This window comes from Pseudomonas sp. Pso3, from assembly GCF_055393275.1.
In genome coordinates this window covers 272,517-285,561 of sequence record NZ_AP043687.1, presented here as the reverse complement: position 1 = coordinate 285,561, position 13,045 = coordinate 272,517, and the positions used below count along the sequence as shown (strand labels likewise).

Below are 13,045 nucleotides of genomic sequence, written 5' to 3'. Positions count from 1 at the left end.
TTACGCAGAGCAGTTTTCCGGCTGCGCTGTATCCAGCTAAAAGGAAGGGACCCCAATGACCGTCATGCAGCGCTCTTCGTTCGAACAACACGAAGAACAACATCTGGACCTCAAGACGATGGCCCTCACGCTTCTTGATCACAAGAAGCTGATCGCGGGCATCACCGCGGGTTTTCTGGCCGTGGGCATCACCTATGCCGTGCTGTCGACTCCGCAATACGTCGCCGGGGCGATGATCCAGATCGAACCCAAGAAGAACGCGCTCACGGCGGTCGCCGAGACCGTGGTGCGACCCAACTCCGCCTCGCCGGCGGTAGCCGAGATCGAGCTGCTGAAGTCGCGCGCGGTGCTGACCAAGACTGTGGAGAACCTGCGCCTGGACATCGAGGCCAAGCCGCGCTTCTTCCCACTTATCGGCCACTACCTGTGGCGCCACTACGAAGCCGAAAAGCCGGGTCAGCTGGCGGACAGCTGGCCGCAACTGCGCGGCTTCGCCTGGGGCGGCGAACAGATCGACGTCTTCCAGTTCGACGTGCCGGACGACATGTACGGTGAAACCCTGACCGTGGTGGCCGGCAGCAATGGTCGCTACCGCCTGCTGGACAAGGACAAGCAGCCCCTGCTCGACGGCCAGGTCGGCCAGATGGCCAGCGGTAACGGCTACCGCATGCAGATCAAGACCCTGACCGCGCGTCCCGGTACCGAATTCAAGGTGACCCGCAACCGCGTCATCACCACCGCGCAGCTCTATCAGAACCGCATCAAGACCAGCGAAGCGGGCAAGGAGTCGGGGATCATCTACCTGTCCCTGGCCGACGAGAATCCCGATCTGGCCAAGAGCGTCCTGTCCGAGATCAGCCGCCTGTACGTGCTGCAGAACGTCGAGCGCAGCTCGGCCGAAGCCGCCCAGCGCCTGGACTTCCTCCGTGGCCAGCTGCCGGCGGTGCGCAAGGACCTGGAAAGCGCCGAAGCGGCCCTGAACAACTACCAGACCAACAGCCGCTCCGTGGACATCAGCCTGGAAACCAAGGCGGTCCTGGACAAGATCGTCACCCTCGATACCTCCATTTCCCAGCTCAAGCTCAAGCAGGCCGAATACGATCGCCTCTATACCCGCGATCACCCCAGCTACAAGACCCTGCTGAACCAGCTCGCCCAGCTGGAAGTGGAAAAACGCAGCCTGCAGCGCAAGGTGGAGGCCCTGCCGAGCACCCAGCAGGAGCTGCTGCGCCTGAACCGCGACATGAAGGTCACCAACCAGACCTATCAGCTGCTGCTCAACCAGGCCCAAGAACAGGACATCATCCGTGCCGGCACCATCGGCAACGTGCGCCTGGTCGACAACGCCGACGTCAACCTCGACGAGCCGGCCACCAACCGCAAGATCGCGCTGATCCTGTCGCTGCTGCTGGGTCTGGTGACCTCGGTGGTGGTGGTCTTCGTCCGCCAGGCCTTCCAGAAGGGCATCGAGAATCCGGACACCGTCGAGCAGATCGGCCTGCCGGTCTATTCCACCCTGCCCTTCACCAAGGACCAGGAGCGCCTGAACCGTCGCCTGAAGAAGAAGACCCGTACCGGCGAACCCAATCTGCTGAGCGTGGTGCAGCCGGCCAACCTGGCGGTGGAATCCCTGCGCAGCCTGAGATCCAGCCTGCACTTCGCCATGCTGGAAGCCAAGAACCGGGTGATCATGATTTCCAGCCCGACCCCGGGCGTCGGCAAGTCCTTCGTCTCCAGCAACCTCGCCGCGGTGGTCGCCCAGTCGGGTCAGCGCGTGCTGCTGATCGACGCCGACATGCGCAAGGGCTATCTGCACCGCGTGTTCGGCCTGCAGCCGCAAGCCGGCCTGTCCGAGCTGCTGACCGGTCGCAGCAAGCTGCGTGAAGCCATCGTGCCGAGCGGTATCGCCCAGCTGGACATCATCAGCTGTGGTCAGGCCGCGCCGAATCCCTCGGAGCTACTGATGCACGCCAACTTCTCCCGTCTGCTGGACGAAGTGGGCAGCCTCTACGACCTGGTGATCATCGATACCCCGCCGATCCTGGCGGTGACCGATGCCGCCCTGGTGGGTCGCCTCGCCGGCACCACCCTGCTGGTCACCCGTTTCGGCCAGAGCACCCTCAAGGCGGTGGAGAACTCCCGTCGCCGCTTCGCCCAGAACGGCATCACCATCAAGGGCGCCATCCTCAACGGCGTGCAGCGCAAGGCCTCGACGTCCATGGAAGACGATGGCGTCTACGGCTACTACGAATACGGCCCCCGTACCTGATACGCCGCTCCGTCGCGACCGATAGCCCCAAGAGAAGGAACTCGCCCATGACGCTCGCCCATCCCGCCGGTCACTGGTACCTGGTGCAGACCAAGCCCAATCAGGAGGCCCGCGCCGAAGAAAACCTGAGCAGACAGGGCTATGTCTGCTTCCGGCCCCAGCGCGAGCGCAAGGCGTCCGGCAGAAGTCGCGCGGCCGGCAGCGAATCGCTGTTCCCGGGGTACCTGTTCATCCAGCTCAATGACGTGAACGACAACTGGTACCCCATCCGCTCGACGCGCGGCGTCAATCGCATCGTCAGCTTCGGCACCCAGCCGACGGCGGTGAGCGAAGCCATCATCGACGATATCCGTCAGCGGCTCGCCGCCCTGGCGGAGCCTGCACCCGCCCACCAGCCCGGCGCGGCCGTGCGGGTGCAATACAGTCAGGAGCTGGAAATGGACGCCGTGTTCCTGAGTGCTGATGGCAATGAGCGAGCCATCATCCTGCTGCGCATCCTGCAGCGCGAACAGCGGGTCAGCGTCGCTCTCGATCAATTGTCGGCAGCGGCCCCCGTCAGCCAACGGCTGCGCGCCTGACCCAGTACCCAAGGCCCTTTGGAGAGTCTCTTCATGCAATGCAAAACCACGGTCGTTACCGTCACCTACGGCAATCGCCTCTGCTACCTGGAGCAGCTCGTCACCCGCGCCCTGGCCGAGCGCACCATCCAGCAGGTCATCGTGGTGAGCAATGCGGCGACGGTGTCACTGGATAGCCTCGAAGCCCGCTGGCCCGGTCAGGTCAAGGTGATCGCCCTGAGCGAGAACACCGGTTCCGCCAACGGTTACGCCGTGGCCCTGGAAGCGGCCCTGGCCACCGACACCACCCATATCTGGATGATGGACGACGACAACGCCCCCCTGGGCGATGCCCTCGACGTCCTGCACCGGCGCCTCGGCGAACTCGGCGCCGCCCATGGCCACGACAAGGTCGCCGTGCTCGGCTACCGGCCGACCCAGCAGGCCGACATCGCCCAGTGCATCCCGACCAAGATGATCACCCAGCCACGTTCGAGCTACTTCGGCTTCCACGTGGCCCGCATCCCCTACAAGATCTGGCGCCGCCTGCCCTGGGGCCGTCCGCGCGGTGGCCAGCCGGAAGCCCTGGTCGAGCTGCCCTTCGCCCCCTATGGCGGCATGCTCGCCCACCGCAGCCTCTATGAGCGCATCGGCCTGCCCCTGCGCGAACTGGTGCTCTATTCCGACGACACCGAGTACACCTACCGCATCACCCAGGCCGGCGGAAAGCTGTTCATGGTCACCGAGGCGGAACTCGAAGAGCTGGAGCACTCCTGGAACATCAAGGAAGGCACCAGTAACGTCTACCAGAACTATCTGCAGGCCGGCTCGGACTTCCGCGCCTACTACGCCGCGCGCAACCAGGCCTGGTTCGACAAGAACGTCTGGGCCAGCTCCCGGCCGATGTACAGCCTCAACCGCTATGTCTTCCACACCCTGCTCAAGCTGTTCGCCCGTGACGACAAGAGCCGTCAGCGCCTGGCGCTGATCCGGCAGGCGGTCCAGGACGGCGAAACCGGCGCGCTGGGGATAAACCGCAGCTATCCGCTATGAAACTGCTCTTTCTCAACAGCTTCTATCCGCCCCATGTGGGCGGTGGCGCGGAGCTCATCCTGCAACGCAGCGTGGAAGGCTTCCAGCAGCGCGGTCACGACGTGGCCGTGCTGGTGACCGGTCCCGAGCAGGGTGTGCGGCAGGAGACGGTGAACGACGTTCGCGTCTATCGCGCCGGGCTGAAGAATTTCTACTGGCCCCTGACCCAGCAGCGCCCCGGTCCGCTGGCGCGCTTCGGCTGGCACTTTCGCGACCAGTACAACAGCGCGATGCGGGCGCCCCTGCGCCAGGTGCTGCAACAGGAAAAGCCGGACCTGGTGGTATGCCACAACCTGTCCGGCTGGTCGGTCGCGGCCTGGGACGAGATCCGCGCCAGCGGCGTGCCCATCGTGCAGGTGCTGCACGACATGTACCTGCTGTGCCCGAAGAACACCCTGTTCAAGAAGGGCCAGAGCTGCCAGAAACTCTGTGGCAGCTGCGCGGCCCTGCGCCGGCCCCATGCCGAGCAGTCCGCCAAGGTGGATGCCGTCGTCGGCGTCAGCCGGTACCTGCTGGATACCATCGTGAACAAGGGCTACTTCAGCGGCGTTCCGCGCCAGGTCATCCACAACGCCAGCCTGATCGCCGGCAGCAATGCCGAGACCGCGACCCCCAGTCCGGACGGCGTCGTCCGCTTCGGCTACATGGGCACCCTGTCGGAAAACAAGGGTGTGGGCTGGCTGATCGAGCAATTCCAGCGGCTGTCGCTCAACGCGACCCTGACCATCGCCGGCAAGGGCCAGCTGGACTACGAAGCCCAGCTCAAGGCCATGGCCGATCCGCAAAAGGTCAGCTTCGTCGGTTATCAGAAGCCTGAAGCCTTCTACCGGAACATCGACGTCTTCGTCGCGCCGTCGCTGTGGGCCGAGCCCTTCGGCATGGTCGCCGTCGAGGCCTGTGCCTTCCAGAAGCCGGTCATCGCCAGCCGCATGGGCGGCCTGCCGGAGATCGTCCGCGACGGCGTCAACGGGCTGCTCTGCAACCCCGACGACCGCGACTCCCTGGGCCGCGCCCTGCAGTGCCTGCATGACGATACCGAGCTGCGCCAGCGCCTGAGTCTGCTGAGCCGCACCGCGGTGGCCGATCTGCTGAGCATGGACACCATGCTCGACCAGTACCAGGCGCTCTTCGAGGACGTCCTGGGCAAGGCGCAACACGGCTCCACCAAGCCGCTTCTCGTACCTCACACACAGCTTTCCAACTGATCCACCCCAGGTCACGGCAACGGGCAGAATCATGATCATCGTCAATTCCCGCTTCATCACCCAGGATCTTCGCGGCGTTCAGCGCTTCGCGGAATGCATCTCGCTGGAGCTGGCGAAGCTGAGATCCGACCTGCGCTTCGTCGCGCCGCCCGGCGCCGTCAGGCCCGAGGTGGCCAAACGGCTGGGCATCGAAGTCATCGGCACCCGCCAGGGGCAGCGCTGGGAGCAATGGGATCTGCCGAACTGGCTGAAGAGCCAGGGCAGTCCCCTACTGCTGTCGCTGTGCAGCACGGCGCCACTGCTCTACACCAACCAGATCGCCACCCATCACGACATCAACTACGTGCGCTTTCCCGAGAGCTATTCGTGGAAATTCCGCACCTCGTACCGCTGCCTGATCCCCATGCTGCTCAAGCGCTCGAATGCCCTGATCACCGTGAGTGAATTCTCCCGGGACGAGATCTCGCGCTTCTATCGCTATCCGAGCGACTCGATCACGGTGGTACCCAACGCCGTCGCCGATGCCTTCACCCTGGAGCCGAGGATCGATCGCGCCGAGACCCCCTATCTGCTGGCGGTGTCCTCGCCCAGCTACCACAAGAATTTCTCGCGGATGCTGGAGGCCTTCGCCGCCCTGCCGCGGGATCTGAAGGTCGAGTTGCGCATCGTCGGCGACAGCCACGCCGTGTTCGGTCAGAACGACCTGGCGACCCTGGCCGCCCGGGATTCGCGGGTCAAGCTGCTCGGCCGCATCGACGATGCCGAACTGGCACGCCAGTATCGCCAGGCCACCGCCTTCGTCTTTCCGTCGCTCTACGAGGGTTTCGGCATCCCGCCCCTCGAAGCCCAGGCCTGCGGCTGCCCGGTGATCTCGGCCAACACCGCCTCCATGCCGGAAGTGCTGCAGGACAGCGTCCTCTACTTCGATCCCTACGAGACGGCCAGCATCACCCAGGCGATGCGCACCATCCTCCAGGACGCACCGCTCAGGGAGGCGCTCCGCGCCAAGGGCCTGGCCAACATCCAGCGCTTCAACTGGCAGACCTCGGCGAGAAAGGTCTCCGACCTGCTGGACAGCGCCCTGGCGACCACCACGAAGGTCACGGCCAGAGCCGCCTGAAACGACCCCACAACAACAATTCAGCGATCAAGAACTCATGGAAGAGACAAGCAACGCCATGGCAGGCCAGAGCCGTTCCTCTGTACCCCTGACGCTCGACGACTCGAATGTGTCCGGGCGCGTCCTTCAGGTCGCTGATTGCCACCGGCTGCCCAGCAGCTCGGACGCCACCGCGGCAGAGAGCGCGGAGCGCCCGGAAAACGCCGAATGTTTCGAAACGCCTGCAACAGACGCCGTCTTTGCACCAAGCCCAACCATCAAGTTGCACGAACTCGACGGCGCTTCGGACGAGATCGAGATTACCCGGCTGCCCTGGGGATATGCAGTGACCAGAAAGACCCGCACTCCATGATTCAGCACCAGCACTTGATTTCATTTCACGCTTAAGGAAGACGACATGAAAATCGCCATCGTTCACGATTGGTTGGTAACCTTTGCTGGCGCCGAACGCGTGCTCGCCGAACTGCTCGACATCTGGCCGGAGGCCGACCTGTTCAGCGTGATCGACTTCCTCTCGGACGAGGATCGGGCGCAGCTGCAAGGCAAGCAGGCGACCACCACCTTCATCCAGCGCCTGCCCCAGGCCAAGAAGCGCTATCAGACCTATCTGCCGCTGATGCCGCACGCCATCGAGCAACTCGACCTCTCCGGCTACGACCTGATCATTTCCAGCAGCCATGCGGTGGCCAAGGGCGTCCTGACCGGTCCGGACCAGCTGCACATCAGCTATGTCCACTCGCCCATCCGCTACGCCTGGGACCTGCAGCACCAGTACCTCAAGGAAGCCGGTCTCGACCGCGGCCTCAAGGGCAAGCTGGCGCGCGTCATCCTGCACTACGTGCGCATCTGGGATCAGCGCACCGCCGCCGGCGTGGACGCCTTCGTCGCCAACTCCCACTTCATCGCCCGGCGCATCAGCAAGGCCTATCGCCGCGAAGCCAAGGTCATCTATCCGCCGGTCGACATCAGTCGCTTCACCCCCAGCGGCGGCAAGGAGGACTTCTATCTCACGGCGTCGCGCATGGTGCCCTACAAGCGCATGCCCATGATCGTCGAGGCCTTCAGCTCGATGCCCGACAAGAAGCTGGTGGTGATCGGCGCCGGCCCCGAATTCGAGAAGGCCAAGGAAGTCGCCGGCCCCAACGTCACCCTGCTCGGTTACCAGGACTTCGACTGCCTGCTCGACCACATGCGCAGAGCGCGGGCCTTCGTCTTTGCCGCCGAGGAAGATTTCGGCATCACTCCCATCGAAGCCCAGGCCTGCGGTACCCCCGTCATCGCCTATGGCCGGGGTGGCGTCCTGGAAACCGTGCGCGGCCTCGATGCGCAACACCCCACCGGCGTCTTCTATCCGGAGCAGACCGCTGCCTCGCTATGCGCCGCCGTGCGCCAGTTCGAGGCCCTGGAAACGCCGATCAGCCAGCAGGCGTGCCGGCAGAATGCCGAGCGCTTCGCCACCAAGCGCTTCCGTCAGGAAATGCGCGCCTTTGTCGAGGCCCGGGTCGCTGCGCTGCATCTGCCCGCCGATCTGGATCTGGAGATCGTGACACCCTTTCCCAGCAAGGCTCTGCAACCGAGTTCGCTGAGCACCGCCTGATGGTTACTCCTTCACGTCCATGAATTCCCGCGCCCAGACTCGATACTCCTGCAGGGTCGAGTACTTGGTGGAGAGTTCGGACGCGGACAGGTCGGACGCGGTGATGTCGCGCTGCTCTCTGAGGCAGTCGTAGGTCGCCTTGATCGCCGCGAAGTAGGCCGCATGCCCGTTCACCACCACCCGGACCCCGGCCTTGGCCAGGCGGGCGTTGTCGCGCAACTGGGGATTGCCGTAGGTCACCAGCATTACCGGCACGCTCAGGTGCTGGGTGATCTCTTCCAGATGAGCGAAATCGCGAATGCCGACCATGCAGATACCGTCCGCACCCGCGGCCTCGTAGGCCTTGGTGCGGGAGATGACTTCCTCGGTGCTCAATTCGGTGGCGTTGGTGCGGGCGAAGATGCTCAGGGCCTCGTCGATACGGGCTTCCAGCGCACCCTTGATCTTGCCGATGCCTTCTTCGACGCTCACCAGATCCGTGGACTTGCGACCATAGCCGGCCGGCAGCACGGTGTCCTCGATGGTCAGGGCAGCCACCCCGGCGCGTTCGAGTTCGGTGATGGTGCGCATCACGTTCAGCGCATTGCCGTAGCCGTGATCGGCGTCGGCAATGATGGGCAGCCGGGCGACCCGCCCGATGCGCGTGGCCTGCTCGACGAACTCGCTGAGGGTGATCAGGGCGAAGTCCGGCGCGGCCAACACCTGCAGGGAAGCCACCGACCCGCCGAGGATGCCCATTTCGAAACCCAGGTCGTTGGCGATACGCGCCGACATGGGATCGAAGACGGACGCCGTGTGATAGCAGCTGTCCGATTTGAGCAGGGCTCTGAACGCTAGACGCAGCTTGTGCGGGGAGGTTGGCTTCATAGGATTTTCCTTCTGGGAGATACCGAACAGACAATGTTAGCGCGACAAGTACTGGTCACACGACCGGATGTCCGGCTTTGAGATAAATCGATTCATCCAACTGACCCACGGTCGTCGCCTGGCCTCGCTCTTCGAGAGCCGCAGGCCCCGTATCGAACGTCAAATGAATGCGGATCGGCAGCGCAGCCAGCCACCTGGCCAGGCGCCGGAAATTTCGATACCCAAGCATGCCCGGGCAAAGTGACAATAGTGGCCAGGCCTTGCCTTCCTGCCAATCCCGTCACTGCATAATGCCATCATGCTCGCCGCTGCTTTCCTCGAACGCTTCACCGCCCTGGATCTCTTTCTGACCCGCCATCAGCACCTGTGGCGACCCAGACCCTTCGTCGAACGGGAGCTGGCCTGGGAATCGAGCCATGCGGAGCTGGCCCGCTGGCTGCGGGCCCGCAGTCTGGAGGAAGCCGAGGCCGCCCATAATACCCCTCAGCTGCTGGCTGCACCTGAGCCCTTCCGCTCCCTGGCAGAGACCTCGCTGGCGCTCAGCCAGGTCCACGCCTACCCAGACGCTCCTGGCCGCACCTTGTCCGGCAGGCAAGACGTCGACGTGCCGGGGCGCAAGTGGCTGCAGATCGAAGCCTTCAGTCGCAAACTGGACTTCCGGCAACCGGTGCAGCGCTGGGTCGACTGGTGCGCGGGCAAGGGCCACCTGGCCAGGCACCTGACCCATCAGGGTGCGCCAGCCGTCTGCCTGGAGTTCGACGCGGCCCTGGTCGAGGAGGGCGAAAGGCTCAGCCACCGGGGCCGGGCCCCGGTGCACCATTATCAGGCCGATGTGCTCCAACCGCTGGCAGGCGACCAGCTCGGCAGTCGCGACACGCCCGTCGCCCTGCACGCCTGCGGCGACCTGCACACCCGGCTGCTCAGGGTGACGGCAGCGCGCGGCTGTCAGCAACTGGCCCTGGCGCCCTGCTGCTATGACCGCATCTCCACCGAGGTGTATGACCCGTTGTCCACCGCGGCGCAGGCCTCGGCGCTGCGCCTGGACCGCGAAGCTCTGCGCCTGGCGCTCTGCGAAACCGTCACCGGCGGGCAGCGGGTGCGGCGGGACAGGGACCTGTCCATGGCGCGACGCCTGGGATTCGATCTCCTGCAACGCGAACTCAGTGGGCGCGACGTCTATCTCAATACGCCGCCGCTACCCAGCCACTGGCTGCGCCAGCCCTTCTCGGCGTTCGGTGAGGAGCTGGCGCGGCGCAAGGCGCTGAAGCTTCCCGCGGCGATCGACTGGCCGCTGTGGGAACGTCGGGGCTTCCAGCGGCTGGCAGAAGTTCGTAATCTCGAACTGCTGCGCGGCCTGTTCCGCCGTCCGCTGGAACTCTGGCTGGTGCTGGACCAGGCGCTGTTCCTACAGGAGCAAGGTTACAGTGTGACGCTGGGGACCTTCTGTCAGGCCAGCCTGACACCCCGGAATCTGCTGCTGAGTGCGGAAAAACCCTGCCCGGCATAGGCCTACAGCCGCTCTATCCTGCACGTTTGTCGGAATCTGAGCTGAGGAGTGTAAAAAATACCTTTTGGTGATGGACTTCTCACAAAGTCTGCACAATAGTTAGGTTGCAATCTCGCAAAAAAAGCAGGAATAACAAAAATGCGCTACTACCTGCCCGTTTGGACCGGCGTTGCCGGTTGCCTCGTCTTCGCCCAAGCCCAGCTGCCCTGGCTTGCGGTCGCCTCGCTCCTCGTCAGCTGGTCGTTCCTGTTGTTCTCCCACGACAACTCGAGAAATTCAGCCTGGCACTCCAAGATTTCAAACCTTCCCGTCAATTCCCCCCTGAGTTTTCAGTCCCATCATCGCCATTGAGGCGTGTTTCAGGCCAGGGACTGGCCTACACCCGACCTGACCGGTCTGGCTGTCTCATTGTTTGGTGAAGCAGCTCACAATTCCCACATCCCGCGTTAAAGTCCGACGGAACGTTTTCCTGCCTTCCGCTGCCCGGGCAAGCCACTCATCGCACCCTGATGCGAGAGAAGTGTGCCAGCCGTCCGCCCGCGCTGTGACGCACTCCCCCCTTCTTCACTTCCCCTCCTCCGCCGTAGCCCGACTGGCGTGCTATTTGCCCTGATCTGGGCCAACTCGACAGCGCCTTCCCGCCTTTTTACCGTGTGAACCTCTTTATCAGTGCCGAGTCCTAACGTCGCTACAGCCATCATGGCATTTAGCGATCGGTGGTCAGTCATCGGTCCTAGAGCGCCATAGTGAACATTTCATACGCTGGTAGCTGCCTCGCCCAGTTGAAAGTTCGTGCACGGTAGACGCACAAGGATGGAACCATGAATTTGAAAGAACGCGGCATTTTGCATACGAATTCCTCGGCAATCTCGCTCGCACACCGCCTGCTCGACCTCGCCGTGATCACGCTGAGCGCCTATGTGGCAGGCACCTGGGCGTCGGAAACCGGCATGCGTCCCGAGCATTGGGTCGTCATCTTCCTGTCCTTGCTGATTTTCCATTTCCTCACCGAGCTGAACCACGTCTATGGTTCCTGGCGGGGTGAGCGCATCACCGACGAACTGCTCAAGATCGCCACCTACTGGGTGCTGACCTTCGCGACCGTGTTCATGGTCGACTACTTCTTCTTCGATCAGTCCTATCTCTCGCCTGGCGTGATGCAGGGCTGGTTGGGTCTGACGCTGGGCACGCTGTGCGGCTATCGCGTGCTGCTGCGCTCGATCATGCATTCCCTGCGCAAGGCCGGCATCAACACCCGCAACGTCGCCATCGCCGGCAACGGTATGGTCGCCCAGCGCCTGGCGCACACCATCAGCACCGCCCCCTGGATGGGCCTGCGCATCGCCGGTTTCTACAGCGACAACCAGGACACCGGTGAAGAAGGCGTGCCCAGCCCGGCGCTGAATGGCGGTCTGGATCGCCTCATGCAGGACGTTCGCTCCGGCCAGGTCGACAAGGTCTACATCACCCTGGGCATGGCCGATCAGAGCAAGATCAACTGGCTGGTCCAGGAGCTGAGCGATACCACCGCGTCGGTCTACATCATCCCGGACATCTTCATGTTCCACCTGCTGCATGCCCGTAGCGAGAGCCTGGACGGCCTGCCCAGCATCAGCATCTTCGATACCCCGATGGATGGCGCCAGCCATATCGTCAAGCGTATCGAGGACATCGTGCTGTCTTCGATCATCCTGGCCATGATCTCCCTGCCCATGCTGGCCATCGCCATCGGCATCAAGATCACCTCGCCCGGTCCGATCTTCTTCAAGCAGAAGCGCTACGGCATGGACGGCAAGCCGATCGAAGTGTGGAAATTCCGCAGCATGAAGGTCATGGAAAATGGCGCCAAGGTCACCCAGGCGACCAAGAATGACTCCCGCATCACCCCGTTTGGTGCATTTTTACGACGTACGTCTCTCGATGAATTGCCTCAATTCATTAATGTACTCCGCGGCGAAATGTCCATCGTGGGTCCCCGTCCCCATGCCGTCGCTCACAACGAGCAATACCGCAAGCTGGTGCAGGGCTACATGCTCCGCCACAAGATGAAGCCCGGCATTACCGGTTGGGCTCAGGTCAATGGCTGGCGCGGCGAGACCGACACTCTGGACAAGATGCAGAAGCGCGTCGAGTTCGATCTGGACTATATCCACCACTGGTCCTTCTGGTGGGACGTCAAGATCATCTTCCTCACGCTGTTCAAAGGCTTCATCAATAAGAACGCATACTGAGTCTGGCCGGGGCCGTTGGCCCCACTACTCAGCACGACGATCTGGAGCCTGGACTCCCGACTCTAATTACATCGGCAGCGAGCAACTCCTGTACGGGCTTTGCTGGGCTATCTGCCGTCGATACCTGTTGTCCGGACAACAGGAAGGTTTTTGAAGAATGATCAAGTCGATATTGGTTGTATGCGAAGGGAACATCTGTCGCAGCCCGGTCGCAGAAGCACTACTGGCCAAGGCGCTGGAAGGCCGTGACGTCCAGGTCGGTTCGGCCGGCATAAGGGCGCTGGTGGGCCACGGCATGGAAAAGACCGCTCAGGAGGTATTGCTACGGGAGAACGGCATCGATTTCACCACCCACAAAGCTCGCCAGGCGGATGCAGAGATGCTGCGCAAGGCGGATTTGATTTTGACCATGGAAGAGTTCCACTCACGCTCCGTCGAAAGTATTGCTCCTGAAGTCAGGGGTAAGGTTTTTCTGATCGGGAAATGGTTGAGCAATCAAGAAGTACCAGACCCTTATCGCCTTTCTAAAGAGATGTTTCAAAATGTCCAAATACTTTTGACGCGCTGTGTAGACAGTTGGCTTCCATACATCAAATAGGG

The 13,045-nt window shown here is 63.0% G+C and carries 12 protein-coding genes; 11 read left to right on the top strand and 1 reads right to left on the bottom strand.

Annotation, left to right across the window (positions count from 1 at the left end; genetic code table 11):
* Positions 1-55: 55 nt before the first annotated feature.
* Genes ACZ5R1_RS01340 through ACZ5R1_RS01310 form a run of 7 tightly spaced genes read left to right on the top strand, consistent with a single transcriptional unit; the run spans position 56 to position 7,840 of the window.
* The gene (locus tag ACZ5R1_RS01340; RefSeq protein WP_027598160.1) at positions 56-2,269 is read left to right on the top strand and encodes a polysaccharide biosynthesis tyrosine autokinase; all 2,214 of its coding nucleotides are present in this window, start codon (positions 56-58) and stop codon (positions 2,267-2,269) included.
* Positions 2,270-2,316: 47 nt separating this feature from the next.
* Positions 2,317-2,847 (top strand): transcription/translation regulatory transformer protein RfaH, encoded by a 531-nt coding sequence (gene rfaH / locus ACZ5R1_RS01335; RefSeq protein ID WP_042135274.1) that lies wholly within the window; start codon positions 2,317-2,319, stop codon positions 2,845-2,847.
* A gap of 33 nt (positions 2,848-2,880) precedes the next feature.
* On the top strand, positions 2,881-3,879 hold the full coding sequence (locus ACZ5R1_RS01330; RefSeq protein WP_464712770.1) for a glycosyltransferase: 999 nt from the start codon (positions 2,881-2,883) through the stop codon (positions 3,877-3,879).
* The gene (locus ACZ5R1_RS01325) at positions 3,876-5,123 is read left to right on the top strand and encodes a glycosyltransferase family 4 protein (RefSeq protein ID WP_027598157.1); all 1,248 of its coding nucleotides are present in this window, start codon (positions 3,876-3,878) and stop codon (positions 5,121-5,123) included. Before ACZ5R1_RS01330 ends, ACZ5R1_RS01325 begins: the two co-directional genes overlap by 4 nt.
* Before the next feature lie 31 nt (positions 5,124-5,154).
* Positions 5,155-6,243: a glycosyltransferase family 4 protein gene (locus tag ACZ5R1_RS01320; RefSeq protein WP_042135271.1), complete on the top strand. Its 1,089-nt coding sequence runs from the start codon at positions 5,155-5,157 to the stop codon at positions 6,241-6,243.
* Between the two features lie 58 nt (positions 6,244-6,301).
* Complete coding sequence (locus tag ACZ5R1_RS01315; RefSeq protein ID WP_464712769.1) at positions 6,302-6,595, top strand: hypothetical protein; 294 nt, start codon at positions 6,302-6,304, stop codon at positions 6,593-6,595.
* 45 nt (positions 6,596-6,640) lie between these two features.
* A complete protein-coding gene (locus ACZ5R1_RS01310; RefSeq protein ID WP_027598154.1) occupies positions 6,641-7,840 on the top strand; it encodes a glycosyltransferase family 4 protein in 1,200 nt (399 codons plus the stop codon).
* Positions 7,841-7,843: 3 nt separating this feature from the next.
* On the opposite strand, the gene ACZ5R1_RS01305 is transcribed toward ACZ5R1_RS01310, so the two are convergent.
* Entirely contained in the window at positions 7,844-8,707 is an 864-nt protein-coding gene (locus ACZ5R1_RS01305) for an isocitrate lyase/PEP mutase family protein (protein WP_027598153.1), read from the bottom strand.
* 298 nt (positions 8,708-9,005) lie between these two features.
* Here ACZ5R1_RS01305 and ACZ5R1_RS01300 point away from each other — a divergent pair, with 298 nt between their 5' ends.
* The 4 genes from ACZ5R1_RS01300 (at position 9,006) to ACZ5R1_RS01285 (ending at position 13,043) form a co-directional block, all read left to right on the top strand.
* Positions 9,006-10,214 carry a methyltransferase gene (locus ACZ5R1_RS01300; RefSeq protein WP_081347912.1) on the top strand — a complete coding sequence of 403 codons (1,209 nt, stop codon included), beginning with the start codon at positions 9,006-9,008 and terminating at the stop codon, positions 10,212-10,214.
* A gap of 138 nt (positions 10,215-10,352) precedes the next feature.
* Positions 10,353-10,565: a hypothetical protein gene (locus ACZ5R1_RS01295; protein ID WP_027598151.1), complete on the top strand. Its 213-nt coding sequence runs from the start codon at positions 10,353-10,355 to the stop codon at positions 10,563-10,565.
* A gap of 470 nt (positions 10,566-11,035) precedes the next feature.
* Positions 11,036-12,445 carry an undecaprenyl-phosphate glucose phosphotransferase gene (locus tag ACZ5R1_RS01290; protein ID WP_007161398.1) on the top strand — a complete coding sequence of 470 codons (1,410 nt, stop codon included), beginning with the start codon at positions 11,036-11,038 and terminating at the stop codon, positions 12,443-12,445.
* Between the two features lie 157 nt (positions 12,446-12,602).
* A complete protein-coding gene (locus ACZ5R1_RS01285) occupies positions 12,603-13,043 on the top strand; it encodes a low molecular weight protein-tyrosine-phosphatase (protein ID WP_027598150.1) in 441 nt (146 codons plus the stop codon).
* The last annotated feature ends 2 nt before the right edge of the window (positions 13,044-13,045 follow it).